This is a genomic window from Ancylobacter polymorphus (assembly GCF_030813495.1).
Lineage (GTDB): Bacteria > Pseudomonadota > Alphaproteobacteria > Rhizobiales > Xanthobacteraceae > Ancylobacter > Ancylobacter polymorphus.
The window spans coordinates 607,878-634,722 of record NZ_JAUSUI010000002.1; the positions used below are offsets into that span (position 1 = coordinate 607,878).

General features: G+C 69.8%; 24 protein-coding genes. 19 read left to right on the forward strand and 5 right to left on the reverse strand.

Annotated elements, in window-relative coordinates; translation table 11 throughout:
- Window positions 1-31: 31 nt before the first annotated feature.
- Window positions 32-2,539, forward strand: coding sequence for a ligase-associated DNA damage response DEXH box helicase (locus tag J2S75_RS07075; protein ID WP_307019092.1), 2,508 nt, complete (start codon window positions 32-34; stop codon window positions 2,537-2,539).
- 10 nt (window positions 2,540-2,549) lie between these two features.
- Window positions 2,550-3,239 (forward strand): ligase-associated DNA damage response endonuclease PdeM, encoded by a 690-nt coding sequence (gene pdeM, locus J2S75_RS07080; protein WP_307019093.1) that lies wholly within the window; start codon window positions 2,550-2,552, stop codon window positions 3,237-3,239.
- A gap of 13 nt (window positions 3,240-3,252) precedes the next feature.
- Here pdeM and J2S75_RS07085 read toward each other — a convergent pair whose 3' ends face one another.
- Window positions 3,253-5,586 carry a hypothetical protein gene (locus J2S75_RS07085; RefSeq protein WP_307019094.1) on the reverse strand — a complete coding sequence of 778 codons (2,334 nt, stop codon included), beginning with the start codon at window positions 5,584-5,586 and terminating at the stop codon, window positions 3,253-3,255.
- 410 nt (window positions 5,587-5,996) lie between these two features.
- On the opposite strand from J2S75_RS07085, the gene J2S75_RS07090 reads away from it, so the two are divergent.
- The 3 genes from J2S75_RS07090 to J2S75_RS07100 all read left to right on the forward strand — a co-directional run bounded on the left by J2S75_RS07090 (window position 5,997) and on the right by J2S75_RS07100 (window position 7,782).
- On the forward strand, window positions 5,997-6,428 hold the full coding sequence (locus J2S75_RS07090) for a MerR family transcriptional regulator (RefSeq protein WP_244378945.1): 432 nt from the start codon (window positions 5,997-5,999) through the stop codon (window positions 6,426-6,428).
- Between the two features lie 151 nt (window positions 6,429-6,579).
- Window positions 6,580-7,194: a 2-hydroxychromene-2-carboxylate isomerase gene (locus J2S75_RS07095; RefSeq protein WP_307019096.1), complete on the forward strand. Its 615-nt coding sequence runs from the start codon at window positions 6,580-6,582 to the stop codon at window positions 7,192-7,194.
- Window positions 7,195-7,248: 54 nt separating this feature from the next.
- Complete coding sequence (locus tag J2S75_RS07100; RefSeq protein WP_307019097.1) at window positions 7,249-7,782, forward strand: hypothetical protein; 534 nt, start codon at window positions 7,249-7,251, stop codon at window positions 7,780-7,782.
- A gap of 17 nt (window positions 7,783-7,799) precedes the next feature.
- Here J2S75_RS07100 and J2S75_RS07105 read toward each other — a convergent pair whose 3' ends face one another.
- Window positions 7,800-8,783, reverse strand: coding sequence for an alpha/beta hydrolase (locus tag J2S75_RS07105; protein ID WP_370874099.1), 984 nt, complete (start codon window positions 8,781-8,783; stop codon window positions 7,800-7,802).
- 129 nt (window positions 8,784-8,912) lie between these two features.
- On the opposite strand from J2S75_RS07105, the gene J2S75_RS07110 reads away from it, so the two are divergent.
- From J2S75_RS07110 to J2S75_RS07120, 3 genes are all read left to right on the forward strand, one after another.
- Window positions 8,913-9,377 (forward strand): secondary thiamine-phosphate synthase enzyme YjbQ, encoded by a 465-nt coding sequence (locus tag J2S75_RS07110; RefSeq protein ID WP_307019099.1) that lies wholly within the window; start codon window positions 8,913-8,915, stop codon window positions 9,375-9,377.
- Between the two features lie 139 nt (window positions 9,378-9,516).
- Window positions 9,517-10,194, forward strand: a complete 678-nt coding sequence (locus J2S75_RS07115; RefSeq protein ID WP_244378935.1) for a response regulator transcription factor — start codon at window positions 9,517-9,519, stop codon at window positions 10,192-10,194.
- A 5-nt stretch (window positions 10,195-10,199) separates the two neighbouring features.
- Complete coding sequence (locus J2S75_RS07120) at window positions 10,200-10,550, forward strand: DUF3088 domain-containing protein (RefSeq protein ID WP_307019100.1); 351 nt, start codon at window positions 10,200-10,202, stop codon at window positions 10,548-10,550.
- 12 nt (window positions 10,551-10,562) lie between these two features.
- On the opposite strand, the gene J2S75_RS07125 is transcribed toward J2S75_RS07120, so the two are convergent.
- Window positions 10,563-14,102 carry a PAS domain-containing hybrid sensor histidine kinase/response regulator gene (locus J2S75_RS07125; RefSeq protein WP_307019101.1) on the reverse strand — a complete coding sequence of 1,180 codons (3,540 nt, stop codon included), beginning with the start codon at window positions 14,100-14,102 and terminating at the stop codon, window positions 10,563-10,565.
- 169 nt (window positions 14,103-14,271) lie between these two features.
- Between J2S75_RS07125 and mscL the strand changes: the two genes are divergently transcribed.
- The 10 genes from mscL to J2S75_RS07175 all read left to right on the forward strand — a co-directional run bounded on the left by mscL (window position 14,272) and on the right by J2S75_RS07175 (window position 22,674).
- A complete protein-coding gene (mscL, locus tag J2S75_RS07130) occupies window positions 14,272-14,700 on the forward strand; it encodes a large conductance mechanosensitive channel protein MscL (protein ID WP_307019102.1) in 429 nt (142 codons plus the stop codon).
- A 93-nt stretch (window positions 14,701-14,793) separates the two neighbouring features.
- On the forward strand, window positions 14,794-15,369 hold the full coding sequence (gene rfbC / locus J2S75_RS07135; protein WP_307019103.1) for a dTDP-4-dehydrorhamnose 3,5-epimerase: 576 nt from the start codon (window positions 14,794-14,796) through the stop codon (window positions 15,367-15,369).
- 4 nt (window positions 15,370-15,373) lie between these two features.
- A complete protein-coding gene (gene rfbB / locus J2S75_RS07140; RefSeq protein WP_307019104.1) occupies window positions 15,374-16,453 on the forward strand; it encodes a dTDP-glucose 4,6-dehydratase in 1,080 nt (359 codons plus the stop codon).
- Complete coding sequence (rfbD, locus tag J2S75_RS07145; RefSeq protein WP_307019105.1) at window positions 16,450-17,337, forward strand: dTDP-4-dehydrorhamnose reductase; 888 nt, start codon at window positions 16,450-16,452, stop codon at window positions 17,335-17,337. The genes rfbB and rfbD overlap by 4 nt, the downstream gene beginning before the upstream one ends.
- Before the next feature lie 21 nt (window positions 17,338-17,358).
- Entirely contained in the window at window positions 17,359-18,231 is an 873-nt protein-coding gene (gene rfbA, locus J2S75_RS07150) for a glucose-1-phosphate thymidylyltransferase RfbA (RefSeq protein ID WP_307019106.1), read from the forward strand.
- A gap of 110 nt (window positions 18,232-18,341) precedes the next feature.
- Window positions 18,342-19,556 (forward strand): pyridoxal phosphate-dependent aminotransferase, encoded by a 1,215-nt coding sequence (locus J2S75_RS07155; protein WP_307019107.1) that lies wholly within the window; start codon window positions 18,342-18,344, stop codon window positions 19,554-19,556.
- Between the two features lie 78 nt (window positions 19,557-19,634).
- Window positions 19,635-20,810 carry a two-component system sensor histidine kinase NtrB gene (locus J2S75_RS07160; protein WP_307019108.1) on the forward strand — a complete coding sequence of 392 codons (1,176 nt, stop codon included), beginning with the start codon at window positions 19,635-19,637 and terminating at the stop codon, window positions 20,808-20,810.
- A gap of 12 nt (window positions 20,811-20,822) precedes the next feature.
- Window positions 20,823-21,440: a response regulator transcription factor gene (locus J2S75_RS07165; protein ID WP_307019109.1), complete on the forward strand. Its 618-nt coding sequence runs from the start codon at window positions 20,823-20,825 to the stop codon at window positions 21,438-21,440.
- 112 nt (window positions 21,441-21,552) lie between these two features.
- Complete coding sequence (locus J2S75_RS07170) at window positions 21,553-21,900, forward strand: response regulator (RefSeq protein WP_307019110.1); 348 nt, start codon at window positions 21,553-21,555, stop codon at window positions 21,898-21,900.
- Between the two features lie 132 nt (window positions 21,901-22,032).
- On the forward strand, window positions 22,033-22,674 hold the full coding sequence (locus tag J2S75_RS07175; RefSeq protein ID WP_307019111.1) for a Crp/Fnr family transcriptional regulator: 642 nt from the start codon (window positions 22,033-22,035) through the stop codon (window positions 22,672-22,674).
- Window positions 22,675-22,905: 231 nt separating this feature from the next.
- On the opposite strand, the gene hemN is transcribed toward J2S75_RS07175, so the two are convergent.
- A complete protein-coding gene (gene hemN / locus J2S75_RS07180) occupies window positions 22,906-24,228 on the reverse strand; it encodes an oxygen-independent coproporphyrinogen III oxidase (RefSeq protein WP_307019112.1) in 1,323 nt (440 codons plus the stop codon).
- A gap of 122 nt (window positions 24,229-24,350) precedes the next feature.
- On the opposite strand from hemN, the gene J2S75_RS07185 reads away from it, so the two are divergent.
- Entirely contained in the window at window positions 24,351-25,460 is a 1,110-nt protein-coding gene (locus J2S75_RS07185) for an AbrB family transcriptional regulator (protein ID WP_307019113.1), read from the forward strand.
- A 93-nt stretch (window positions 25,461-25,553) separates the two neighbouring features.
- Here the strand turns inward: J2S75_RS07185 and hemA are convergent, their stop codons facing one another.
- Window positions 25,554-26,780, reverse strand: a complete 1,227-nt coding sequence (hemA, locus tag J2S75_RS07190) for a 5-aminolevulinate synthase (RefSeq protein ID WP_307019114.1) — start codon at window positions 26,778-26,780, stop codon at window positions 25,554-25,556.
- Window positions 26,781-26,845: the final 65 nt, after the last annotated feature.

Consider the following 26,845-nt stretch of genomic DNA (forward strand, 5'->3'; position numbering starts at 1 on the left):
GGCGAGTCACTAGCTTCTCGCGGTGACGATCATGGATGCCGCGCCCGACGATCTCCTGCCCGAGCCGTTCCGACGCTGGTTTGCCGGCAGGGGCTGGGCGCCGCGCGCGCATCAGCTGGAACTGCTGGCGCAGGCGCGGGAGGGCCGCTCCACCCTGCTGATCGCGCCCACGGGCGCGGGTAAGACGCTGGCCGGCTTCCTGCCGAGCCTCGTCGAGCTCGCCGGCCGTCCCACCCCGCGCAACAGCGCCCGCCCGCCCGGCCTGCACACGCTCTATATCTCGCCGCTGAAGGCGCTGGCCGTCGATGTCGCCCGCAATCTGGAACGGCCGGCGCAGGAAATGGGCTTGGCCGTCCGCATCGAGACCCGCACCGGCGACACCCCGGCCTCGCGCCGCCAGCGCCAGCGCCGCGACCCGCCGGACATATTGCTCACCACGCCGGAGCAGATCGCGCTGCTGCTCGCTTCCGCCGATGCCGAGCCGCTGTTCGCGGACCTGAAGCGCATCGTGCTGGACGAACTCCATGCGCTGGCCGGCTCCAAGCGCGGCGACCTCTTGAGCCTCGGCCTCGCCCGGCTGCGCGCGATCGCCCCCATGGCGCAGACGGTCGGCCTCTCCGCCACCGTGGCCGATCCCGACACGCTGCGGCGCTGGCTGGTGCCGCAGCGGGGCAATGGCGAGATGGGGGAACTGGTGGTGGCCGATCCCGGCGCGGCGCCGGATCTTTCCATGCTCGACAGCGCCGCCCATGTGCCCTGGGCCGGGCACACGGCGCGCCATTCGCTCAAAGAGATTTACCGCCTGATCGAGCGGCACACGACGACGCTGGTCTTCGTCAACACCCGCATGCAGGCGGAACTGCTGTTCCAGGAGCTGTGGCACATCAACGACGCCAATCTGCCGATCGCCCTGCATCACGGCTCGCTCGACGTGTCGCAGCGCCGGCGCGTGGAGGCGGCGATGGGCGAGGGCAAGCTGAAGGCGGTGGTGTGCACCTCCTCGCTCGACCTCGGCATCGACTGGGGCGCGGTGGACCTCGTGGTCAATGTCGGCGCGCCGAAGGGGTCGTCGCGGCTGATGCAGCGCATCGGCCGGGCCAATCACCGGCTGGACGAGCCAAGCCGCGCGGTGCTGGTGCCGGCCAACCGCTTCGAGGTGCTGGAATGCCGCGCCGCGCTGGAAGCGGTGCGGGCGGGGGCGCAGGACAGCGCGGTGGTGCGGTCCGGCGCGCTCGACGTGCTGGCGCAGCATGTGCTCGGCATGGCCTGCGCCGGGCCGTTCGAGGCGGATGCACTGTTCGCGGAAATCGCCTCCGCCGAGCCCTATGCCGACCTCTCCCGCGCCGATTTCGACGATGTCGTCGGCTTCAACGCCACCGGCGGCTATGCGCTGCGCGCCTATGAGCGCTTCGCCCGCATCCGCCAGAGGAAGGACGGAAGCTGGCGCGTCGCCAATCCGCAGGTGGCGCAGCAATACCGGCTGAATGTTGGCACGATCGTCGAATCCACCATGCTGAAAGTGCGCCTCGCCAGCGCCAAATCGCGCTATGGCGGGCGGGTGCTGGGCGAGGTGGAGGAGTATTTCGTCGAGACGATGAGCCCCGGCGACACCTTCGTCTTTGCCGGCGAGGTGCTGGAATATCTCACCATCCACGAGAACGAGGTGCGCGTCGCCCGCACCAGCGCCAAGGAGCCGCGCGTTCCCTCCTATGCCGGCGGCAAGTTTCCGCTCTCCACCTTCCTCGCCGCGCGGGTGCGGGCGCTGCTCTCCGCGCCGGAGCGCTGGCGGAGCCTGCCGGGCCAAGTGCGCGACTGGCTGGAACTGCAGAAGCTGCGCTCCCGCCTGCCGGGGCGGGAAGACCTGCTGGTCGAGACCTTTCCGCGCGGCGACCGCTACCATCTCGTCGCCTATCCCTTCGAGGGAAGGCTCGCCCATCAGACGCTCGGCATGCTGCTGACCCGCCGGCTCGACCGCGCCGGGCTGCACCCGCTCGGCTTCATGGCCAATGACTACGCGCTGGTGATTTACGGCGTCTCCGACATGTCGCTGGCCACCGCCCAAGGACGGCTCTCGCTGGACGCGCTGTTCGACGCCGACATGCTCGGCGACGATCTGGAGGAATGGCTGGCGGAATCGGCGCTGATGAAGCGCACCTTCCGCCAATGCGCGGTCATTGCCGGGCTGATCGAGCGGCGTTTCCCCGGCAAGGAGAAGAATTCCCGCCAGGTGACCATGTCCACCGATCTCGTCTATGACGTGCTGCGCCGGCACGAGCCGGGCCATGTGCTGCTGCGCGCGGCGCGGGCGGATGCGGCGACGGGCCTGTTGGACATTCGTCGGCTCTCGGACATGCTCGCCCGTATCAGAGGCCGAATCGACCATGTCGCCCTGCCGCGCGTGTCGCCGCTGGCGGTGCCGGTGATGCTGGAGATCGGCCGCGAAATGGTGGCGGGCGGGGCGTCGGAGGCGCTATTGGCCGAGGCCGAGGACGAACTGATCCGGGAGGCGATGGACGGTGCAGGCGAGGGAAGCGGTTGAGGAGCGGGACGTGGCGCAGGACGGCGCGGCGGTGACGCTGGCCGGTGCAACGCTCGTGCTCGACGCCGCCGGGGCGCTGTGGTGGCCGTCCGAGCGGATGCTGATCGTCGCCGACCTGCATCTGGAAAAGGGTTCCGCCTTCGCCGTGCGCGGCGTGCCGCTGCCGCCCTATGACAGCCGGGCGACGCTCGACCTGCTGGCCCGCATCGTCGCGCGCCGGCGCCCGCGCGTGCTGGTGGCGCTGGGCGACAGTTTTCACGATCGCGGCGGCGTGGACCGGCTGGGGCCGGACGAGCGCGCCAGTCTCGCCGCGCTCGCGCGCGGGCGCGATCTGGTGTGGATCGCCGGCAATCACGATCCCGCGCCGATGCCGGGGCTCGCCGGCGACAGTGCCGACGAACTGCGCGTGGGCCCGCTCACGCTGCGCCACGAGCCCGAAGCTGGCGCGGATGAGGGGGAGATCGCGGGGCATTTCCATCCCGTCGCGCGGGTGGTGGTGCGCGGGCGCAGCCTGCGCCGGCGCTGTTTCGCCACCGATGGAAGGCGCCTCGTGCTGCCGGCGCTCGGCGCCTATGCCGGCGGGCTGAACATACGCGACGCGGCGCTAGCGGGTCTGTTCGGCGGGGCCTATGACGCGCATCTCGTCGGTGCCGCGCGCACCTACCGCATCGCCCATCACGCCTGCCTGCCGGACCGCTGAGCGGCGCGCGCTTTCAGCGCGAGAAGATGAGATTGGACGGCGGGGCCGGGGCGCGCGGGGCGCCATTGCCGACCGAGCCGGTGATGTCCTCCGGACCCGGCACGGTGGCGGGGCCGGCGGCACGCAACTGCTCCTGCCGCAACTGCGTCAGAAGCTGCCAGGACCCATAGGCCAGCGCCGAGCCGCAGACCGCGATCACCAGCATGGCACGGATGCGCGCCAGCCAGCGGCCAGGCGCCGGGGCCGGGCGGGCGCCGATATGGCGGCGCGGTTCCACCAGTGCGGCGGGAGCGGGCCGGGGCGCGGCCGGCCGTTCCGTCGGGCTGGCGGCGCGGCGGGCCTGCGCGATCAGGGTCGCCCGGCTGGTGGCAGCGTCGTTCGCCCCCACCGGCGGGAGAGGCGCCGGCGCGGCTTCGTCTGCTGGCGTCGGGGACGCCGCGGGTGTGCGGCGGGTGGCGGCCGCGGTGCGGCTGAGCGCTTCCAGCGCGGCGCGCATCAACTGCGGCTCGAAGGCTTTCGGGATCGAGGCCGGGGCCGGCGTGAACACGACATCGGCAGGGGCGGGGGCGCTCGCTTCCGGCTCCGGCGTTGCAGTTTCGGGCGCCGCCGGCGGCGAGGAGGCGGCGAGGCTGGCGAGTTCGGCCGCGACTGCGGCTTCCGCCGCCGCCGTGACGGCGGCGCGCTCCGACGATTTCTCAGCGCTACGCCGGCTCTCCAGCGCGGCGATCTCGCGGCGGATGAGGGCGGTGATGGTTTCGGGATCGCCGCTGGGGCCGGCGGGCGGGCGTGGCTGGGAGGCGGCGAGCAGGCTGGCCCGCGTCTCCTCCATCTGGATGAACAGGTCGTTGACCGCGCGCTCGATGCCGGCGAGCTGGACCGCGAACTGGCTGGCGAGATGACCGGAAAGCTGGCTGGCGAGGTCGCCGGCCAACGCGCTGCCGCCGGACCCGACGCGCTGCGCCAGCGCCTCGATCTGCCGGCCGAGCGCCTCGAAGCGGGGCCCGTCATCGACCGGCGGCGCGATCTGTTCCAGCCGTTCGGACAGGCGGGTGAACAGGGCTTCCAGACCGGCGGGCATCTCGCCTCGCGTGCGGGCGAGATCGGCCTGGATGGCGTCGAGACGGGCGAGCACATCATCGAGCGGCAGGGTGGCCGGTGCGGTCCTCGTCTCCGACAGCGTGTCGAGCCGGCGTTCCAGCGCGCCGAAGGCAGCCGAGATGGTCTCGTTCTCGCTGGCGGCCATTTCCGCCACGCGGGTGGCGAGCAGCGACACCTGCTCGGCCAGCAGCCGCAGCGAATCCGAGGAGAGGGCGCGGGCCTGCAGGTCGCGGATTTCGCCGATCTGCGCCTGCAGCCGGGCGACGGTCGCGCCGTCCACCACCTTGGCGTTGACGATGTCGATCTTGCGTTCCAGCGCCGCGAGGCGTCCGAGCAGGACGTCCGGCGGCTCCGGCAGGCGCAGCCCGCCGATCATCTCGCGCAGCGCGGCGAGGCTGGCGCGCAGGCTTTCGTCGCGCGTTTCGGAGCGCTCCACCCGCTCGACCAGCAGCGCGACCACGCGCTGCAATTCGTCGACCGAATGGCGCGGGGCAAGGCCGGCGATGGACTGCCGCAGGCCGGCAAGTTCTTCCTGCAGCGCGGCGAGCGCCTCCGAAGGCAGCGGCGCGGGGGCCGCAGGCGGCGCGATGGTTTTGCGGGCCATGCCGGCGCCGAACGGGTCGCGCGGCGGCGCCGGGCGGGCGGGGGCTTCCGGCATCGGGCTCTCAAGCGCTGGCGCCTCCGGGGCGGCCGGCATCGGCGCGTCAGCCGCGCGTCGGGGAGGCTCTGCCGCGAGGGGGCGGCGCGGGTTGATGTCGCGGTCGAGCTCGCTCTGGCGCGCGGCGATCTCGGCCACGGCGGCCTCGATGGCGGCGGGGCTGGGGGCGGCTTCCGGCGTCGCGGCGCGCCGGCGCGAAAGCTGCAGCGCCGCCAGACGATGGTCGATTTCGCGCATGGCGGCGGCGAGACGGTCGTTGGAGGACATTGCCGCGGCGGCGACGGCCTCGGGCGGCGCCGGCATCTCGACGGGCGGCATCTCGACGGGCTGCGGCGCGACGGCCGCGCGCTCGGCCGGGGTGGCGGCCTCGATGCGGCCGATCTGGCCGGCGAGTTCCTCGATGCGGCGACGCAGCTCGGCGAGGTTGTTCAGGCTCTCCAGCCCCGGCGGTGTGACCCCGGCGGCCGGACCCATGAGCTGGGCGCGCAGCCATTGGTCGAGCGGAAGGCCGTCCCGGCGGGCCGCCTCGTCCAAGGCGCGCCACGCCTCGGGGGCGATCGTTCCGGTCGTCGAAGGGGCCTCTTGCCTCACCTGGGGTCTCCGTCGTCCGGCACGATTGGCGGCAGGAATCATCGCGGCGACCGCGGAAGGCTGCCTGCCGCAACTGTTACGAATCTTGGTAAAGGGCTGGTTAATGACGGGGACGGTGCCGGGCCCTTTCCCTGCCTTCCCTGGGGTGCCCGACCGGCCGATTCCGGGTGCCGCCGGGTGGCCTGCGTGGAAATTCGCGGCTCGCGCCGGCCTTCGTCCGCGCTTTACCCCCGCCGGACAGCTCGCCGAGGTATTCAATATACCTCAGTAAAAACAAAGGATTGAGTTTCCATTTAACAGTAAGTTTCCCTAACGGAGGGTGTGACTTTCTCCCCTTGCGGCAACCTCTCTGCGACAGTGGGTCAACAGCGCTGACGCGTGACCCGTCCCTTCCCCCCGGAGCTGCCCAGATGGATTTCACCTCCTACGAGGCCGAACGCACCCTCGACGTCGCCCACACCACGTCGGGCGAAGCCGGTTTCTTCACCATTGGCGACCTCGCCCGCGAATTCGGCGTGACGCTGCGCGCGCTGCGCTTCTATGAGGATAAGGGCCTGCTGGCGCCGCGCCGCGAGGGTCTCACCCGCCTCTACAGCGCCGCCGAGCGCTCGCGCCTCGCCATCATTCTGAAGGGCAAGAAGCTCGGCTTCACCCTCGCCGAGATCAAGGCCATGGTCGCGCTGCGCGAAGGCAGCGCCGTGCCGGCCGGCGGCCTCGCCCTCACCGCCGAGAAGTGCACCGAGCAGCTTGGCCTGCTGGAGCAGCAGAAGGTGGAGATCGAGGAAGCCATCGGCGAGCTGCGCCAGATGGTCGCCGCCTTCGCCACCCGCAGCGCGGCCTGACGCCTTCTTCCTCAGACCCGACCTGAACGGCGCCCCGGTGGGCGCCGTTTGCTTTTCGGCGCGGCGCCGGGCGGGCGCTTGCCCACGGACGGCAAAAATCGGTTAGCGTGGGCGGCAAGGTCCGGATCACCCCGTTCAGCCGAGTACCACCATGTCGCGTTCCATCGACTATTATTTCTCCGTCGTCAGCCCGTGGGCCTTCATCGGCCATGCCCGCTTTCTCGATCTGGCGCAGCGCCATGGAGTGCGGGTGAATTTCCGCCCGGTGCAGCTCGGCGATCTGTTCGCCGAGACCGGCGGGCTGCCGCTCGCCAAGCGCCACCCCGCCCGCCAGCGTTACCGTCTGGTCGAGCTGAAGCGCTGGCGCGAGGCGCGGGGCGTCGACCTCCACGTCAAGCCGGCCCATTGGCCGTTCGATCCGAAGCAGGCCGACCGGCTGATCATCGCCGCGCAGATCGCCGGCCATGATGTCGGCCCGCTGGCGCAGCGGCTGATGGCCGGGGTGTGGCAGCGCGAGGAGAACCTCGCGGATGCCGCAACGCTCGCCACCCTGCTGGCGGAACTCGGCCTGCCGTCGGAGCTGCTTGACGCCGCCGCGCAGGACCGCACCGCCACCATCTACCAGGCCAATCACGATGCCGCCATCGAGGCGGACGTTTTCGGCTCGCCCGCCTATGTGCTGGATGGCGAGGTGTTCTGGGGTCAGGACCGGATCGAACTCCTCGACGCGGCGTTATCAAGCGGGCGGGCGCCGTTTACCCCATAGCGCGCACGCGCCCGCGTCTGGCGAAGGAGGCCGAGCATGCGGCTGAGCACGGGAATGACGACACGACCTGGCCGCGCGGGCCTCATCGCCGGCGCGGTACTGCTGGCGGCGGGCGCGCAGGCGCAGCCGGGGCCGGGTACGGGGGCTCCCCCGGCGGAGGCGACCGGATTCACCATGCAGCCGGTGGAGGGCGGGCTGATGCGGCTCGACACCCGCACCGGGGCGATGTCGTTCTGCGCCGCCCGCGCCGGCGGCTGGAGCTGCGAGGCGGTGCCCGACGACCGGGCGGCGCTGGAAGCGGAGATCGGCCGGCTGCAGGCGCGGCTCGCGGCGCTGGAGAAACAGGGCCGCGCCGGCGTTCCCGACATCATGGCGCCGCCGCAGACAACGCCGGATTCACCATCGCCGAAGGACGCCCCGCCTTCCGCCGCGCCGGAGGACCTGCCGGGAGAGGCGCGCCAGAAGCTCGACCAGGCGGTTGATCTGGCCGAGCACGCTTTCCGCCGCTTTGTCGAGATGATCGAGCGCCTGCGCAAGGACCTGCCGCCGGATGGCGCGCCCCCGCCGCCGAAGGGCGAGGGGCTGTAGCTGCCCCATCGCTCCGGTCAGCAGGTGCCGATAAAGGCGTGGACGCGCGCCAATGCCTGGTCGGCCAGCGAGCCGGGGAAGCCGACAAAGACATGGCAGCCGCCGGGATAGACGGCGAGTTCCGCGCCATTTCCGGCGGCCAGCCAGCGCGGCGCCATGAACAGCGTGTCGTCCAGCAGCGCATCGCGCGTGCCGATGGTGAACAGCGCCGGCGGCAGGCCCTTGAGGTCGGCGTGCAGTGGCGAGATGTCCGACGCGGCGACGTCGCCGCCCTCGCGCAGATAGTGGCCGACGAACACATTGATGTCGCGCGTGTTCAGCACCAGCGGCTCGTCGCCCCAGTTGCGGGCGCTCGGCGTCAGGCCGAGATCATAGGCGCCCGCATTGAGATTGGCGGCGCGGAACGGGGTGAGCCCGTGCCGGTCGCGCAGGCGCAGCAATGTCGCGACCGAGAGATTGGCGCCGGCGGATTCCCCGCCAATGGCGAAGCGGTCGGTGCCGAAGCGCGCCGGCCCCTCGCGCAGCAGCCATAGCGCGGCAGCCTCGCAATCGTCCGGACCGGCGGGATAGGGGTGCTCCGGCGCCAGCCGGTAATCGACCGAGACCACGGCGAAGCCGGTGCGCTCGACAAAGCGGTGGTTGAGCCCGTCATTCTCCCGCGCCGAGCCGAGGCACCAGCCGCCGCCATGAAGATGCAGATACACGCCCCTGGCCGGCGTCGGCGGGGTGAGAAGGCGCAGCGGGATGGGGCCGCGCGGGCCCTCGATCTCGATCGACTTGGCATAGGGGCTTTCCGGCGAGAGCGGGAACGGACCCTTTCCCTCCAGCCGCAGCTTGCGCAGCATCGCCATGGGAAACACCCAGCGGTCCGGCACGGCGCCGAGCGCCTTGATGATGCTGGCGTTCACCGCCCGCGTGTCCGGGGCGATGGCCGAGGGGTCGAACAGGGCGGGATCAACCACCAGCGGGGCGCTAGCGCGCGCGGGCGCGGGGGAAGGCATCGAACTCATAGGCAAGCGACACTCCGAGGAACGGGGGTGGCGAAGGACCTGTCATCAGGGGCTGATCGGGTCTATCCAAGCCTAGCTGGCGCGCGACGTCCAGCGCGCAAGGGGGCAGGAGGCATGCCGATGGCGCGGATCCGTCAGGGCGAGGTGCGCGAAAGCGCGGTGACGCGGCGGTTCACCACCCTTCTCACCGTCGACACGCCGGGGCGGGGTTTTGTTGAGATCACGGTGCCGGTGGCGGCGTTCCTCACGGAGATCGGCGCCGGCGAGGGCGAGGTGTCGGTGTTCTGCCGCCACACCTCCGCCTCGCTCACCTTGCAGGAAAACGCCGACCCGGATGTGAAGACGGACCTGCTCACCGCGCTGGAGCGGCTGGCGCCCGAGCATGCGGGCTGGGTGCATGACCTCGAAGGGCCGGACGACATGCCCGCCCATATCAAGGCGGTGCTCACCGGCGTGCATCTCGCCGTGCCGGTCCTTGGCGGGCGCATGGCGCTCGGCACCTGGCAGGGACTCTATCTCGTCGAGCACCGGGTACGGCCGCACCGGCGCGAATTGGTTGTGGCGTTTGTCGGCGAGGCCCACTAAAGGTCGCGTAACGACCTGCGGTCAGGCCCGCGGCGGGCCCGCCGGCCGCGCGGCTTGCGGTGGCGGTCCGTCCGCACCATGATCGCGGCACGGGCCCGCGGCGAGAACGGGTCGGTGCAGGTGGAGGGGGCCGCTGCGCGTGGATAGGACGACGAGTTTCCGGCTGGTGATCGCCGACGATCACCCGCTGTTCCGGGGCGCGCTGCGCGAGGCGCTGTCCCGCCAGTTTCCCGAGGCGGAACTGTTCGAGGCCGGCGGCTTCGAGGACCTTCAGGCGCTGCTGGAGCGCGAGAGCGACCTCGACCTGATCCTGCTCGATCTCACCATGCCCGGGGTGCGCGGCTTTTCCGGGCTGATGTACTTGCGCGCGCAGTATCCCGGCATTCCGGTGGTGGTGGTGTCCGCCAATGAGGAAGCCGGCGTCATCCGCAACTGCATGGAATTCGGCGCCTCCGGCTTCATCCCGAAGACCAGCGCGGCCGAGACCATGCGCGAGGCCATCGCCGCCGTGCTGGAGGGCCGCACCTGGACCCCGCGCGATGTCGATCTCTCCGGCGGTTCCGACAAGGAGACGCAGGCTCTCGTCGCCCGCCTCGCCACGCTGACCCCGCAGCAGGTGCGGGTGCTGATGATGCTGTCCGAAGGCCTGCTCAACAAGCAGATCGCCTATGAGCTCGGCGTCTCCGAGGCGACGGTGAAGGCGCATGTCTCCGCCATATTGCAGAAGCTGGGGGTCGAGAGCCGCACCCAGGCGGTGATCGCCGCCTCCAAGATCGAGGGCGGCACCTGGGCGCAGGGCTCGCAGCCGGCGGGGTGAAGAGAATGGCCGCGCCGGATACGCTCTTTCTGCTGCGCCCCGGCTTCGCCGATCCGGCCTATCCCGGGCAGACATTCTATTGCTGGCACTGTGCCCTGATCGAGGGCGTGCTCGCCTCCTTTCCCGATCTGACCACGCGCCTCGCTGTCGAACGGATCGACTGGGCGAGACCTCGGCAGGCGCTCATTCGCGTTGTTGGCGAGGCGCACCAGTCGCTCCCGCTGCTCTTGCTGGCTCCCGGCGCGACCTCGGCCCATGAGACGGGCCGTCATGAAGGGCGGGGCTTCATCGCCGACAAGGATGGAATTCTTGCGGCTTTGAGCGAGAGGCACGGCTTTCCCGATCCGCATCCCTGAGACGGGCGTTCCTCACTCCGCCGCCGCCCGCGCGGCGCGGCACTGGGCGAGCAAAGCGCGCAGCGCCGCCGGGCGCACCGGCTTGTTCAGCACTTCCATCTCCGTCGCCTTGGCCCCGTCGCGCACCCGCTTGGAGCGGTCGGCGGTGATCAGCACCGCCGGCAGGCTCTGGCCGAGCTTCCAGCGCAGTTTCTTGGTCGCCTCTATGCCGTCGCCGGCATCGAGATGATAGTCGATCAGCAGTACGTCGGGCGGGGCGCGCCGCTCGCGCAGCATGGCGAGCGCCTCCTCGACGCCCGGCGCTTTCAGCACCTCGCAGCCCCAGCCATGCAGCAGCGTTTCCATGCCGTCGAGAATGGCGGGGTCGTTGTCGATGCACAGCACGCTGAGGCCCTGAAGCGTCGCCAGCGGCGCCGCCGCGCGCGGCGAAGGCGTCTCGCGGGCGGGCAGGGCGGGCGCGGCCGGCAGTTCGACTGAAAAGACCGAGCCCTTGCCGGGCACGGAAGCCAGGGTGATGCTGTGGCCGAGCACGCGGGCGATGCGCTCGACGATGGAAAGGCCGAGACCCAGCCCGCGCGCCACCCGCGCGCCTTCGTCGAGGCGCTGGAACTCCTTGAAGATGATTTTCTGCTTGGCCTGCGGCACGCCGACGCCGGTGTCCAGCACCTCGATGCGCAGCTTTCCGCGCCGCCGCCGCACGCCCACCAGCACCCGGCCGCGCGGCGTGTATTTGATGGCGTTGGAGACGAGGTTCTGCAGCAGCCGGCGCAGCAGTCGCCGGTCGGAGCGCACGGCGGCCGAACTCGGCACGAAGGTGAGGCGCAGCCCCTTCTCGGTCGCCATGGGAGCGAATTCGACATCGAGCTGGCGGAAGATCTCATCGAGCCGCAGCGCGGCGAATTCCGGCTTGTGGGCGCCCGCGTCGAGGCGGGAAATGTCGAGCAGGGCGCCGAGAATCTCTTCCACCGCTTCCAGCGAGGCATCGACATTGCGGGCGAGCCGGGCATCGTCGCCGCCCTCGGCGCGCTCGACCAGGCTCGTGGCGTAGAGCCGGGCCGCGTTCAGCGGCTGCAGAATGTCGTGGCTGGCGGCGGCGAGGAAGCGGGTCTTGGAGATGTTGGCCTCGTCCGCCTCGGATTTGGCCTGCGCCAGCTGGGCGTTGAGGTTTTCCAGCGCCTTGGTGCGCTCACGCACCCGCCGCTCCAGCGTCTCATTGGCGCGCTCCAGCGCCTCGGCGGCTTCCACGCTGGGGGTGATGTCGGTGAAGGTCACCACCACCCCGCCATCCGGCATGGTGCTGACGCGCACTTCCATCACCACCCCGCGCGGGGCGAGGCGCTCCTGGAAGGCGACGTTGCGCCGGGCATAGCGCGAGAGCTTCTCGCGCACGATCTCCTCCACCGGGCCAGGACCGAACTGGCCGGCGACGGCGTTGAAGCGGATGATCTGATCGATACCGATGCCGATGCGCAGGATTTCCGGCGGCAGGTCCAGCATCTCGCCGAATTGCCGGTTCCAGGTGACGAGCCGCAGGTCCCGGTCGAACACCGCGATACCCTGGCGCACATGGTCGAGCGCGGTCTGCAGGATCTCGCGATTGTACTGGATGGCGGCGGAGGCGTCGTCGAGCAGCTTCAGCGCCGCCTTGGTCGAGACGGTGCGCTTGCGCAGCATCAGCGACAGCACGAGCCGCGAGGAGGCGGCGCCGATGGCCGAGGCGAGCAGATGCTCGGCATAGCGGATGAGCTGGAAATCCGCCTCGCGCCCCGGCTCCAGCGACACGCCGCGCATCGCCGCCACGCTTTCGAACGAGGCGCGGGTGCGCTCCTCGCCGAGATAGCGGGCGACGGTGGCGATCAGCTCGCCCACCGTCACCGGCGAGCGCCAGAGGCGGAAGCTCGGCGCGGAGGGGGCGTGCTCGCTCTGCACGAACACGCTCGCCTGAAGACGCTCGATCGGGGTCGGCCGGCGGATCATCGAGGCGGCGAAGAACACCAGCACATTGACGGTGAGGCTCCACAGCACGCCATGCACCAGCGGGCTCGCCTGCACGCCGAGCAAGGCCTGCGGCCGCAGCAAGGCGAGGCCCATCGGCCCCTCGCTCACCAGCGCCGGGCTGAACAGGCCGGCATCGACCAGATTGGGCAGCAGCAGCGTATAGGCCCAGAGCGCGATGCCGGCGGCGATGCCGGCCAGCGCGCCGAGCCCGGTGCCGCGCCGCCAGACGAGGCCGATGAGCAGCGCCGGCCCGAACTGGGCGACGGCGGCGAAGGACAACAGGCCGATCTGCGCCAGCTGCGCCTCGCCGGTGACGCGGTAATAGAGATAGGCCAGCAGCAGAATGGCGAAGATGGCGATGCGGCGCACGGTCAGCAGCCGGTGGCCCATATCCACATGCTCCGGCGCGGCCCCAGTGCGCCCCGCCTCGTCGCCGTCGCGCAGCCGGCGGCCGCGCACCATCAGCGGCATGAAGATGTCGTTCGACACCATGACGGCGAGCGCCACCGTCTCGACGATCACCATGGCGGTGGCGGCGGAAAGCCCGCCGACAAAGGCCACCAGCGACATCAGCTGCGCCCCCGCCGAGAGCGGGAGGGTGACGACATACATGTCGCCATCGATGAAGCCCGGCGGAAAGGCGACGAGACCGGCCACCGCAATGGGGATGACGAACAGGTTGATCAGCACGAGATAGAGCGGGAACAGCCAGCGGGCGGTGCGGATCTCGCTTTCCGAGGTGTTCTCCACCACGGCGACATGGAACTGGCGCGGCAGCAGCAGGATGGCGAGCGCCGACAGCAGGGTCATCGCCGCCCAGCTGCCGAGGCTGAAGCCGTCGGTCAGCACCGGCAGCACGCCCTTTTCGGCCGCCTTGTCGAACAGGTCCCACGGGCCGGCGAACATGCCGAAGACCACGAACAGGCCGACCGCGAGGAAGCTCACCAGCTTGACGATGGATTCCGTCGCCACCGCCAGCATCAGCCCTTCCTGATGCTCGGTGGCGTCGATGTGGCGGGTGCCGAACAGCACGGCGAACACCGCCATCGCCACCGCGACGGTGAGCGCGAGATCGCCCACCAGCGGATAATGCAGCCCCAGCCCCTCGAAATCGCCGAGCATGGCGAGCAGGGCGGCGGACACCGCTTTCAGCTGCAGCGCGATGTAGGGCAGCGAGCCGACGATGGCGACGCCCGCCACCAGCGCCGCCACGCCCTGGCTCTTGCCGTAGCGGGCGGCGACGAAATCGGCGATCGAGGTGATGTTCTGCCCCTTGGCGAGCCGCACCAGCCGCAGCAGGAACGGCGTGCCCAGCGCGAAGACCAGGATCGGGCCGATATAGATGGTGAGGAAGTTGATGCCCTGGGTGGTGGCAAGGCCCACCGAGCCGAAGAAGGTCCAGGACGTGCAATAGACCGCCAGCGAGAGCGAATAGATATAGGGCCGCCCCTCGCGTCCGCGCCGCGGCAGGCGCCGGTCGCCGAAGCTCGCCACGGCGAAGAGGAAGCCGATATAGACGAGCGCGACGGCGATGATCGACCATGCCTGAAGCATGCACTCTCCCGGCGGCGAGGGGCCTTCGTCTTTATGCGCCGCGCCCGCCCGCGCCGGCAAGATGGGGCGCGGCGGCACCTGTCCACGGCATGGGGGTGCCGCAAGGGTTGCCGCGACCTGCGGCGCGTATCACAGTGGCGTGGTCGTCAGACAGTGCATCGGAGGTCGCATGAGCAAGGTTCTCACCGAATTCCGCGAATTCGCGGTGAAGGGCAATGTGGTCGATCTCGCCATCGGCGTGATCATCGGCGCCGCCTTCGGGCAGATCGTCTCCTCCATCGTCACCGACCTGTTCATGCCGGTGGTCGGCGCGGTGTTCGGCGGGCTCGACTTCTCCAACTATTTCGTCGGCCTCTCGTCCAATGTCACCGCCACTTCGCTCGCCGCCGCGCGCGAACAGGGCGCGGTGTTCGCCTATGGCCATTTCCTCACCGTGGTGATCAATTTCCTCGTCATCGCCTGGATCCTCTTCATGGTGGTGAAAGGCATCAACCGGCTGCGCCGCAACGCGGCCAAGGAGCCGCCGGCGCCCGCGCCGCCGACCAAGGAAGAGGTGCTGCTCACCGAAATCCGCGACCTTCTGGCAAAGAAGGTCTGAAGCGCGGCCCGCCGGCATCTACGGCCATGGGAGGGCTGTGATGCGGGCGCGAGACCGGTTAGAAGCGGGCAATTCCGACGAGTACCGAGCCCTATGACCACCTTCACCCGCCTTGCCATCGCCGATGTCGTTCTCGTCCAGCCGGTCCGCCATGGCGACGATCGCGGCTATTTCTGCGAGACCTACAAGAAGCCGCAATTCGACGCCTTCGGCCTCGACATCGCCTTCGTGCAGGACAATGAATCGCTCTCGCGCGAGGTCGGCGTGGTGCGGGGGCTGCACTTCCAGACCCCGCCCATGGCGCAGGCCAAGCTGGTGCGGGCGGTGCGCGGAGCCATCTTCGATGTGGCGGTGGATATCCGCAAGGGTTCCCCCACCTATGGGCGCTGGGTGGCGGCGACGCTGACGGCGGCCAAGGGCGAGCAATTGCTGGTGCCGCACGGCTTCGCCCATGGCTTCTGCACGCTGGAGCCCGATACGATCGTCGCCTACAAGGTCGACGCGCCTTACTCGCCGCCGCACGATGCCGGCATACGCTGGGACGACCCGGACCTCGGCATTGACTGGCCGCTGGCGGCCGGGGCGGCGATCCTCTCGGGCAAGGACCGGGCGGCGCCGCTGCTGCGCGACTATGCGTCGCCCTTCACCTTCCAGCCGTCGGGAGCGTGAGAGCATGAGCGCTTCCCTCCAGGGCGTTCCCGCCCAGCGCGTTCTCGTCACCGGCGGGGCCGGCTTCATCGGTTCGGCCGTCGTGCGCCGGCTGGTGCGGCAGGGCCGGCAGGTGCTGACCTATGACAAGCTGACCTATGCCGGCAATCTCGCCTCGCTGGGCGAGGTGCACAATCTGCCCGGCCACAGCTTCCTTCAGGCCGATATCTGCGACGGCAAGGCCTTCCGCGCCGCGCTGGCGGAGTTCCGGCCCGATCTGGTGATGCATTTGGCGGCCGAATCGCATGTCGACCGCTCCATCGACGGGCCGGGCGACTTCATCCGCACCAATATTGTCGGCACTTACACGCTGCTGGAAGAGACGCTGGCCTATTGGCGCTCCCTCGACGGCGCGGCGCGGGGGCGCTTTCGCTTCCACCACATCTCCACCGACGAGGTCTATGGCACGCTGGGTGCGGAAGGGCTGTTTCGCGAGGACACGCCCTATCAGCCCAATTCTCCGTACTCGGCCTCCAAAGCCTCCTCCGACCATCTGGTGCGGGCCTGGTTCCACACCTATGGGCTGCCGGTGGTGATGTCGAACTGCTCGAACAATTACGGGCCCTATCATTTCCCGGAAAAGCTGATCCCGCTCACCATCCTCAACGCGCTGGAGGGCGCGCCGCTGCCGGTCTACGGCAAGGGCGAGAATGTGCGCGACTGGCTCTATGTCGACGACCACGCGAGCGCTCTCGACCTCATCGCCACCCGCGGCCGGCTCGGCGAGAGCTACAATGTCGGCGGCAATAATGAGCGGCGCAACATCGACGTGGTGCGCACCATCTGCGCCATCATGGACCGCGTGGTGCCCGACGCGAAAATCGGCCCGCGCGAGGGGCTGATCCGCTTCGTCACCGACCGGCCGGGCCATGATGCGCGCTATGCCATCGACGCGAGCAAGCTGACGCGCGAACTCGGCTGGGTGCCGGCGGAAACCTTCGAGAGCGGCATCGAGAAGACGGTGCGCTGGTATCTCGACAATCCCGGCTGGTGGGAACCGCTGAAGGCGCGTTACGCCCGCCAGCGCATCGGGCTCGCGACATGAGCCGGCTTCTGCTCCTCGGCGCCGGCGGGCAGGTCGGCCGCGAAATCGCGGCGCAGGCGGCGGGCGCCGGCCATGAGCTGGTGGCGCTCGACCATGCCGGGCTCGACATCACGGATGCCGCCGCGCTCGCGCGGGCGCTGGCCACCGCCCGGCCGGAGGTGGTGATCAACGCCGCCGCCTATACGGCGGTGGACCGCGCCGAGAGCGAGCCGGAGCGCGCGCATCTCATCAATGCGGTGGCCCCGGGCCTGATCGCGCAGGCCTGCGCCGAACAGGGCGCGGCGCTGATCCATCTCTCCACCGATTATGTGTTCGACGGCACCAAGCCGGGCGCCTATGTCGAGACCGATCCCGTCGCCCCGCTCGGCGTCTATGGCGCCAGCAAGGAAGAGGGCGAGCGGGCGGTGCGCGCGGCGCTGGCGCGCCATCTCATCATCCGCACCTCCTGGGTCTATGGCGTTTATGGCGCCAATTTCCTCAAGACCATGCTGCGCCTCGCCGCCGAGCGCGACCGGCTGACCATCGTCGCCGACCAGCGCGGCTGCCCCACCGCCACGCGCGACATCGCCGACGGCCTGCTGGCCGCCGCGCCTCTGCTCGCCGCCGGCACGCTCGCTCCGGGCACCTATCATTTTGCCGGCAGCGGGGCGACAAGCTGGTTCGACTTCGCCACGGCCATCGTCGAACGGGCGGGCCTGCATACCGGCCGCCATCCCGAGGTCGTGCCGATCACGACAGCGGACTACCCCACTCCGGCGCGCCGCCCGGCCAATTCGGAACTTTCCAGCGCCGCCTTCGCGCAGGCCAGCGGCATCCGCGCCGCGCCGTGGCAGGACCGGGTGGTCGAGGTGGTCGACACGCTTCTCGCCTCGCCGGCCGGCTGATTTCACAGGACACGCACGCATATGAAGGGCATCATCCTCGCCGGCGGTTCCGGCACGCGGCTCCACCCGATCACGCTGGTGGTGTCGAAGCAGCTGCTGCCGGTCTATGACAAGCCGATGATCTACTATCCCCTCACCACGCTGATGATGGCGGGTATCCGGGATATTCTGGTCATCACCACGCCGCATGACAGCCTGCTGTTCCAGAAGCTGCTGGGCGACGGGTCGCAATTCGGCCTGCGGCTCAGCTACGCCGTGCAGGAGAGCCCGCGCGGGCTGGCGGACGCCTTCATCGTCGGGCGCGACTTCATCGGCGACGACCCCGTGGCGCTGGTGCTGGGCGACAATCTGTTCTTCGGCCACGGCCTGCCGGAACTGCTCGGCAAGGCGGCCGCGCGCGAGACCGGCGCCACCGTGTTCGGCTATCCCGTCAAGGATCCCGAGCGCTATGGCGTGGTGGAGATGGGGCCGGGCGGCAAGGTGATTTCGATCGAGGAGAAGCCCGCCGACCCGCGTTCCAATCTCGCGGTGACGGGGCTCTATTTCTACGACAACCGCGTGGTGGAGATCGCCGCCGGGCTGAAACCCTCGGCGCGCGGCGAGATCGAGATCACCGATGTGAACCGCGCCTATATGGAGCGGGGCGAGCTCGACGTGCTGATGATGGGCCGGGGCTTCGCCTGGCTCGACACCGGCACGCCGGAATCGCTGATCGAGGCGGCGCAGTTCGTGCAGATCCTCGAAAGCCGGCAGGGCCTGCGTATCGCCTCGCCGGAAGAGGTCGCCTTCCGCGCCGGCTTCATTGATGCCGCGCAGCTGCGCGCGCTCGGCGAGGCGCAGAAGAAGTCGGCCTATGGCGCCTATCTGCTGCGCGTCGTGGAGGAGGCCGGCTAAGCGGGCGGCACGATCCATCGCCTTTTTTCATCGCCGCTTCACCTCTTTGAATGAGGGGGCGCCGTCGCCCGGTTGTAGACTGGCCGCCCGCCCTTTCCCAGGTTCCCCTCATGTCCGCCGACGCCGCACCCTTTCTCCCCGCGCCCTCGCTGCTCGATCACATCCGCCCGCAGGCCCTGTCCCTGCCGGAGAGCGGCATTGTCGAGGTGATGAACTATGGCCGCCGCAAAGAGGGGCTGATCCCGCTCTGGGCCGGTGAGGGCGATTTACCGACCCCCGCCTTCATCAGCGAGGCGGCGACCCGCTCGCTGGCGGCGGGGGAGACCTTCTACACCTGGCAGCGCGGCATACCGGAACTGCGCGCGGCGATTGCCGGCTACATGCACCGGCTCTATGGCGTGGCCGACGATCCCGAGCGCTATTACGTCACCGGCTCCGGCATGCAGGCGATCCAGGTAGCGCTGGCGCTCACCCTCTCGGCGGGCGAGGAAATCCTCATCCCCTCGCCCTCCTGGCCGAATGCGGCGGCGGCGGCGGAAGTCGTCGGCGCGCGCCCGGTCTTCGTGCCGTTCTCCTTCGACGAGACGCGCGGATTCTGGCTCGATCTCGACCGGCTGGAGAGCGCGGTGACGCCGCGCACGCGGGTGATCTTTCTCAACTCCCCGGCCAACCCCACCGGCTTCGTCGCATCAGTGGACACGCTGCGCGGCGTGCTCGACATCGCCCGCCGGCATGGGCTGTGGATCGTCGCCGACGAGATCTATGGCCGCTTCTTCTACGCGGCGGAGGAGGGTGGCCCGGCGCTGGCGCCGTCCTTCCACGATGTGATGGAAGAGGACGACCGCATCCTCTTCGTCCAGACCTTCTCCAAGAACTGGGCGATGACCGGCTGGCGGCTCGGCTGGATCGAGGCGCATCCCTCGCTCGGCCCGGTGCTGGAGAACCTGATCCAGTATTCCACCTCCGGCGTCGCTGCCTTCATGCAGCGGGCGGGCGTGGCGGCGCTGGAGCGCGGCGAGAGTTTCGTCGCCCACCAGATCGAGCGGGCGCGGCGCGGGCGCGACATCGTGGCGAAGGGGCTCGCCTCCTCCAACCGCGTGCGCTTCGCCACGCCGCCGGGGGCGTTCTACATGTTCTTCGGCGTCGAGGGCGAGCCGGACATGCGCGCCCTCGCGCTCAAGCTGGTGGACGAGGCGGGCATCGGCCTCGCCCCCGGCACCGCCTTTGGCCCCGGCGGGGAAAACTATATCCGCATGTGCTTTGCCCGCGGCGAGGCGCAGATGGCGGAGGCGACCGACCGGCTCGTGCGCTGGCTGCAGAAATGAGTTGTCCGCGCCGTCGGCGCCGGCGAAATCGCGCAACGGCCGGTTGCGGCGCGCGGGTGGCGGGAGCACACTGAAATCATGAAGGATTTTGCCTCCCCGCCGGCGTCGCTCCCCACTTCGCCCGAAACCGCGCCGCACCCCCCGACGGTGTCGGAGGCGCGGCTGCTCTCGGTGCTGGACACGGCGGCCGACGGCATCATCGTCATCGACGAGCATGCCCGCATCCTGATCTTCAACAAGGCCTGCGAGCGCATGTTCGGCATTTCCGCCGCCGAGGCGGTGGGCCAGAACGTCAAGCTGGTCATGCCGACGGAATATGCGCGCCAGCACGACGCCTATGTCGGCAGCTATATCCGCACCGGGGTGAAGAAGATCATCGGCATCGGCCGCGAGGTGCAGGGCCGCCATGCCGACGGCACGGTGTTTCCGCTGGAGCTGTCGGTGGGCGAGGCGGCGACGCCGGACGGGCGGCAGTTCATCGGCATTCTGCGTGACCTGCGCCCGCGCAAGGAGAGCGAGCAGCGCCTCGCCGATCTGCAGAGCGAACTCGTCCATCTCGCCCGCGTTTCCGCCATCGACGAGATGGGCGCCGCCATCGCCCATGAGCTGAACCAGCCGCTCACCGCGCTGATGCTCTATCTGCAGGCGATCCGCCGCGCCCATAGCCGCGGCGTCGATATCGTTACCGTGGTGGGGGATATTCTCGACAAGGCGGCGGGCGAGGCCGAGCGGGCCGGGCATATCATCCAGCGCATGCGCCAGTTCGTGGAGAAACGCGACCCCGAGCGCCATGCGCGCGCGCTCGATCCGCTGATCGACGAGGCGATCGACCTCACCTTGCTCGGCCAGCGCCACCGCATCCGCATTGAGCGCGAAGCGGGCCAGAACCTGCCGCCGGTCTCGGTCGATCCGGTGCAGGTGCAGCAGATCGTGGTCAATCTGGTGCGCAACGCCATCGAGGCCGCCGCCGGGGCGCCCGATCCGGCGATCCGCATCCGCACCCTGGCCAGTGACGGCAGCGTCCGGCTGGAGGTGCAGGACAACGGCCCCGGCATCGCGCCCGAAGCGCTGCCCAAGCTGTTCGAGGCCTTCGCTAGTTCAAAACGTCGCGGTATGGGGCTCGGCCTTGCGATTTCGCGGACGATCGCCCAGAACCACGGGGGAGACCTGCTGGTCGATCCCGGCGGCAATGGCAGGGGCGCGTGTTTCACGCTGGTGCTGCCGGCGGCGCCGGTGCCGGATGAGGTCGGGTGAGGAGAGCCGTGAATGGCACATCTGGGTGAGGTCTTCATCGTCGACGACGATGCTGCGGTGCGCGATGCGCTCTCTCTCGTGCTCAGCCTGGAGGGCTACCATGTGCGCGGCTTCTCCGACGGCGCGGCCTTTCTCGCGGTGGCGCGCGGCCATGTGCCGTCCTGCATCGTGCTGGACGTTCACATGCCCGGCCGCTCCGGGCTCGACATTCTGAAAGAGCTGGAAGCCGACCGCTACCCGGCGCCGATCTTCATCATTTCCGGCCAGGGCGACATTCCCATGGCGGTGGACGCCATCCGCCACGGGGCGCTCGACTTCATCGAGAAGCCGTTCGACGCCGACACCGTGCTGGAGCGGGTGCGCGATGCCATCGCCGCGCATGGACGGCGCGCCTCGGCCGAGCCGGGCGACCTGCTCACCGCGCATTTCCCCGGCCATGACCTGCTCACCCCGCGCGAGCGGGAGGTGCTGGTGCAGATCGCCTCCGGCGCCTCCAACAAGGAAGCGGGCCGCACGCTGGGCATCTCGCCGCGCACCATCGAGGTGCACCGCGCCCGCATCATGGAAAAGCTCGGCGCCAAGAACGCCGCCGATCTCGTGCGCATCGTGCTGAAGGATATGCGCGACTGAGCCTGCGCCCGCCTCGTCGCGCCCGTGCAGGACGCGGCCGTCTACGCATCCCTACGAATTGCTGATGCCGGCGCTCTTTCACACTGTCAGCGAAAACAGTGGGAGAGAGCCCTTGCGTGTTCACGTGGTCGAGGATGATGCCGGTGTGAGCGATTCGCTCGCCCTCATCCTGCGCAATATCGGCCACGACGTGGTCTCCCATCGCGACGCCGAGAGCCTGTTCAAGGGCCCGGTGCCGGAGGCGGGGGATACCGTGATCGTCGATCTCAGCCTGCCCGGCATACCGGGCGCGCAGCTGGTGCGCTGGCTGCTGAACCTCGCCGCGCCGCCGCGCGTGGTGGTCATCACCGGCCAGTCGCAGGGCTTCATCGATCACCAGCTGCGCGGCCTTATGCCGGACGGGGTAATGCGCAAGCCGCTCGATGTCGACGCCATCGCCCGTGTGCTGCCGCACGCCTGAGGCACGGGAATCGGCGCGCGGCCGAAACATCGTCGGCGCGCTTCCGGAAAGTCACTTACGCAGCCCACCGAACTGTGCCGCCGCTCTTTGCCCTTTAGCCTTGCGCAAGATCAAAGGGGTGGAGCGAGACAGATGCGACAGATCATCGACGAACGCACCGGCGGCACCGTGCGCCCGCCCCATGGCACCGACCCGCATTGCCCGACGATGCGGGTCGCCGCCCATGTCACCGTGCTGCATGAGGGCGATCCCGCCCGCCGCATCATGGAAGTGGTCGACGGCGCGGTGATGCTGAGCAAGCTGCTGCCCGACGGGCGCCGCCAGGTGGTGGAACTGCTCGGCCCCGGCGACGTGTTCGGCCTCGCCCACAGCGATCTCTATGCCTGCTCGGCCGAGACGCTGACCCCCGCCACCATCAACACCCATGACCGCAGCGCGCTGGAGCGCGACCCGGTGCTCGCGGCCCGGCTGCTGCGGCGTTTCGAGGCGCAGCTCTGCGTCATGCACTCCCACGCGCTGGTGCTCGGCCGCATGTCGGCGCTGGAGCGCGTCGCCTTCTTCCTGCTGCGGCTGATGCCCGAGGGCATGGTCGGCGGCACGCTGCACCTCTCGATGACGCGACAGGAAATCGCCGATTTCCTCGGCCTGACGCTGGAGACGGTGAGCCGGGCCTTTTCCGAACTCAAGCGGCGCGGCCTCGTGGTGCTGCAACGCGCCGACGAGGTCCGCATCCAGGATCGCGGCAGCATGCGCCGCCTCGCCGGGGCGCTGTAGCCTTCGGATTCTTCAGCGGGCCGCATCTCCCGTGCGGCGACGCCCTCCAGCAACTGGGCGCCCTTCGCGGGGCGCCCATTCTTTGTCGGTTCGTCGCGCCCTTTGCAGGGCGCCTTTTCTTTGTGGCTCTTGGCGCCCCTTGCGTGGCGCCTGTTCTTTTGTGGCTTTTGGCGCCCCTTGTGGGGCGCCCTTGCTTTTGCGGCATGCGCTGGCGGACCGAGCGGCGACCGATCACACGGCCGCGGAATGGCGCGCGGTGGTCTGGCTCTGCAGCCTGTGGTCCAGCGCCGCCGCGGCGAGGCGCACAAAGGGCCGCCCGCCGGGGGTCATGGCGATGCGCCCGCCTTCCAGCGTCAGCAGCCCGTCGGCGGCGAGGCCGGCGAGGCGCGGGGCGGCCTCGGCCAGCGTCGAGGGATCGAGATCGACTTCGAGGTCGCACATCAGCCGCTCGATCAGCGCGCCGCGCTGGCGGTCCTCCGGTGTGAAGGCGATGCCGCGCACCGTGGCGAAGCCGCCCTCGTCGATGGCGCGCATATAGGAGCCGGCATCCGGCGCGTTCTGGGTGAAGCCCTGCGGGAAGCGGCTGATCGCCGAGGCGCCCATGCCGATGAGCACGTCCGCCTGGTCGGCGGTATAGCCCTGGAAATTGCGCCGCAGCTGGCCGGTCGCCGCCGCGCGCGCCAGCGCATCGTCGGCGCGGGCGAAATGATCGAGCCCCACGGCGACATAGCCATTGGCCAGCAGCACCTCGCGGGCCGCTTCGGATTGGTCGAGCCGCTCGGCGGCGCCGGGCAGGGCGGCTTCGTCGATCATCTTCTGGTTGGCGCGCATCCACGGCACATGGGCATAGCCGAACAAGGCCAGCCGTTCCGGCGCCAGCAGCGTGGCGAGCTGGGTGGTGCGGCGAATGTCGCGCTCGCTCTGGTGCGGCAGGCCGTACATCAGGTCGAGATTGATCGAGGAGATGCCGGCCTCGCGCAGCAGGCGCATGGCGCGCTCCACCGTGGCGAAGGGCTGGACGCGGCCGATCGCCTTCTGCACATGGACGCTGAAATCCTGCACGCCGAGGCTGACGCGGTCGACGCCCATGGCGGCGAGCGCATCGGCGAGCGGCTCGTCGGTCTCGCGCGGATCAAGCTCGAAGGCGTATTCGGCGAGGTGGTCAAATTCGAATCGCTCGGCGAGCTTTTCGCCGAGCTTGCGCAGCCGCTCCGGCCCCAACAGGCTGGGCGTGCCGCCGCCCCAGGCGATGTGGGTGACGCGGCGCCCGCCGATGCGGTCGGCGACGAGGTCGATCTCGCGCTCCAGCCGGTCCGCATAGGCCGCCACCGGCTCGGGCCGCCGCGTCGCCTTGGTGGTGCAGCCGCAATAGAAGCACAGCGCCGGGCAGAACGGCACATGCAGATAGAGCGAGACGCTCGCCTGAGCCGGCAGGACGGCGAGCCAGTCGGCATGCGCGCCGGCCCGGATCGCGCCGGTAAAATGCGGCGCGGTGGGGTAGGAGGTGTAGCGGGGCACGGCCCGCTCTGCATGGATGAGCGTTGCGTTATGCATGGAGAGGATTTGACCCGATCCGGCATTCGTCGCATTGATCCGCCGCAAATGTCGCCGCGTCGCGGGCTCTTGCGCAGGCCCTGCGGGCGTGCCCGGGGGCTCCCGTTCCCTGGTTGTGCCTGATGCCGCTTCCCGCCTTCGTGAAATCCCCCGCCGTCCGCCGCCACGCCTGGTATGTCGGCACGCTCGCGCTGGCTCTGGCCGGCGGCGGCTTCTTCGCCTGGCTCGCCATGCCGGCGGGCTGGCTTTCCGGTGCGCTGGTGGCGACCGCGCTGGCCGCGCTGCTCGGCGCGCCGGTGGGGGTGGAAAAGAACACGCGGCTCGGCGTCTATATGATCCTCGGCACCTCCATGGGCTCGGCCATCACGCCGGAGACGCTGCGCGGCATCACCACCTGGCCGGTGACGATGGGCGTGCTGGTGGCCTCCTTGCCGGTCATGATGGTGGCGGTGATGGCCTATCTGGAGAAGGTCGCCGGCTGGGACCGGCGCAGCGCCTTCTTCGCCGCCGCGCCCGGCGCGCTCTCCACCGTGCTGGTCATGGCGGAAAGCTCGGGAGCCGATACGCGGCGGGTGGTGTTCGGCCAGTCGCTGCGGCTGTTCGTGCTGGTGGCGCTGCTGCCGGCGGCGATCGGCGGGCTGGGGCACGAGCCCTCCGGCACGCTGCCCATTACCCCCGTGGTGCCCGACATGACGAGCTTTCTCACCTCGCTCGGCGTCGGCATTTTCGGCGGGCTGCTCGCCGAGCGCAGCCGCTTTCCCGGCGGCGCCATGGTCGGGGCGATGCTGGCGAGCGCGCTGGTGCACGGCTTCGGGCTGATCGAGGGGCGGCTGCCCGATATTTTCCTCATCATCGGCTTCGTGGTGCTCGGCGCCAATACCGGCAGCCGCTTCGCCGGCACACGAGTGGCGACGCTGCGTCACTTCCTGGTGGATTCGCTGGCGGCGCTGGCGATCGCCACGGTGATCGCGCTGGCCTTCGCCGTGCTCGGCGCCTGGCTCTCCGGCGAGCCGCTGCCCAAGGTGCTGGTGTCCTATGTGCCCGGCGCCTTGGAGGCGATGACCATCATGGCCTTCGTGCTCGGCATGGACCCGGCCTTCGTCGCCGCGCACCATCTGATGCGCTTCCTCGGCCTTGCCCTGGCGATCCCGGTAATCGCCCGGCTGTTCTTCGGCCGGGCGGAAATTCCGTCCGAGAATGTCGAGATCGACAAGACCGAGCCGAAGGACTGAGCGCGGGCGTTCGTCGCTCGCGGCGGACTAATCCGCCAGAGCTTTGTCCTTCGCCGCGGATTACTCCGCCGGAATTTCGCGTCGTGCGGCGGCTTATTCCGCCGCTTGCGCCCGCTTGACAAAACCGAGCCCGAGCCGGCCCCACACATCGCTCAGCGCATGGGCGAGATGGGCGATCAGCGCATCGTCATGGAACGGGCCGGGGGTGATGCGCAGCCGCTCCGTGCCGCGCGGCACGGTGGGGTAGTTGATCGGCTGGATATAGATTCCGTGGTCCTGAAGCAGCATATCGCTCGCCGCCTTGCAGGCCTCGGCGTCGCCGACCATGATCGGGATGATATGGGTATCCGTCACCATCTGCGGCAGCCCGGCGAGATCCAGCACCCGCTTCACCTTGGCGACCTGCGCCTGCTGGCGGGTGCGCTCATGGGGCGAGGCCTTGAGGTGGCGCACCGAGGCCGCCGCCGCCGCCGCCACCGCCGGGGGCAGGGCGGTGGTGAAGATGAAGCCGGGCGCGTAGGAGCGCACCGCGTCCATCACCGCCCGCGTGCCGGTGATGTAGCCGCCGACCACGCCGAACGCCTTGCCCAGCGTGCCCTCGATCACATCGATCCGGTGCATGACCCCGTCGCGCTCGGCGACGCCGGCGCCGCGCGGGCCATACATGCCGACCGCGTGCACCTCGTCGAGATAGGTCATGGCGCCGTAGCGCTCGGCGAGATCGCAGATGGCGCCTATGGGGGCGACATCGCCATCCATGGAATAGATGCTCTCGAACACGACCAGCTTCGGCCGGTCGCCGGCGGCGCGCAGCAGTTCTTCGAGATGGGCGAGGTCGTTATGCCGGAACACCACCTTGTCGCGCCCGGCCTGGCGCACGCCCTCGATCATCGAATTGTGGTTGAGCGCGTCGGAGAGGATGAGGCAATTCGGGATCAGCTTCGCCAGCGTGGCGATGCCGGTCTGGTTCGACACATAGCCCGAGGTGAAGACGAGGCCGGCTTCCTTGCCGTGCAGATCGGCGAGCTCGGCTTCAAGCTCCACGACGGCATGGCTGTTGCCGGAAATGTTGCGGGTGCCGCCCGCGCCCGCGCCGGCCTGCCGGGCAGTGGCGCACATCGCTTCGACCACGTCCTCATGGCAGCCCATGCCGAGATAGTCGTTGGAGCACCAGATGACGATGTCGCGCTTGCCTTCCGGCGTGTGCCAGACGGCGTGCGGGAAACGCGCGGTGTCGCGTTCGATTTCGGCGAAGGTGCGGTAGCGACGCTCATTCTTGAGCGTGTCGACGGCATCCTGGAAGAAGCGGGCGTAGTCCATGGCGCATCCCAACTGGGCGTCGCCGGCGGACCAGCGAGGCACTGTGTCGGCACCATGAACTTTGG

Coding starts and splice junctions, on each gene's coding strand:
- J2S75_RS07075 (WP_307019092.1), top strand. CDS start 32: ATGGATGCCGCGCCCGACGATCTCCTGCCCGAGCCGTTCCGACGCTGG.
- J2S75_RS07090 (WP_244378945.1), top strand. CDS start 5,997: ATGGATTTCACCTCCTACGAGGCCGAACGCACCCTCGACGTCGCCCAC.
- J2S75_RS07095 (WP_307019096.1), top strand. CDS start 6,580: ATGTCGCGTTCCATCGACTATTATTTCTCCGTCGTCAGCCCGTGGGCC.
- J2S75_RS07100 (WP_307019097.1), top strand. CDS start 7,249: ATGACGACACGACCTGGCCGCGCGGGCCTCATCGCCGGCGCGGTACTG.
- J2S75_RS07105 (WP_370874099.1), bottom strand. CDS start 8,783: ATGCCTTCCCCCGCGCCCGCGCGCGCTAGCGCCCCGCTGGTGGTTGAT.
- J2S75_RS07110 (WP_307019099.1), top strand. CDS start 8,913: ATGGCGCGGATCCGTCAGGGCGAGGTGCGCGAAAGCGCGGTGACGCGG.
- J2S75_RS07120 (WP_307019100.1), top strand. CDS start 10,200: ATGGCCGCGCCGGATACGCTCTTTCTGCTGCGCCCCGGCTTCGCCGAT.
- J2S75_RS07125 (WP_307019101.1), bottom strand. CDS start 14,102: ATGCTTCAGGCATGGTCGATCATCGCCGTCGCGCTCGTCTATATCGGC.
- mscL (WP_307019102.1), top strand. CDS start 14,272: ATGAGCAAGGTTCTCACCGAATTCCGCGAATTCGCGGTGAAGGGCAAT.
- rfbC (WP_307019103.1), top strand. CDS start 14,794: ATGACCACCTTCACCCGCCTTGCCATCGCCGATGTCGTTCTCGTCCAG.
- rfbB (WP_307019104.1), top strand. CDS start 15,374: ATGAGCGCTTCCCTCCAGGGCGTTCCCGCCCAGCGCGTTCTCGTCACC.
- rfbD (WP_307019105.1), top strand. CDS start 16,450: ATGAGCCGGCTTCTGCTCCTCGGCGCCGGCGGGCAGGTCGGCCGCGAA.
- rfbA (WP_307019106.1), top strand. CDS start 17,359: ATGAAGGGCATCATCCTCGCCGGCGGTTCCGGCACGCGGCTCCACCCG.
- J2S75_RS07155 (WP_307019107.1), top strand. CDS start 18,342: ATGTCCGCCGACGCCGCACCCTTTCTCCCCGCGCCCTCGCTGCTCGAT.
- J2S75_RS07160 (WP_307019108.1), top strand. CDS start 19,635: ATGAAGGATTTTGCCTCCCCGCCGGCGTCGCTCCCCACTTCGCCCGAA.
- J2S75_RS07165 (WP_307019109.1), top strand. CDS start 20,823: ATGGCACATCTGGGTGAGGTCTTCATCGTCGACGACGATGCTGCGGTG.
- J2S75_RS07175 (WP_307019111.1), top strand. CDS start 22,033: ATGCGACAGATCATCGACGAACGCACCGGCGGCACCGTGCGCCCGCCC.
- hemN (WP_307019112.1), bottom strand. CDS start 24,228: ATGCATAACGCAACGCTCATCCATGCAGAGCGGGCCGTGCCCCGCTAC.
- J2S75_RS07185 (WP_307019113.1), top strand. CDS start 24,351: ATGCCGCTTCCCGCCTTCGTGAAATCCCCCGCCGTCCGCCGCCACGCC.
- hemA (WP_307019114.1), bottom strand. CDS start 26,780: ATGGACTACGCCCGCTTCTTCCAGGATGCCGTCGACACGCTCAAGAAT.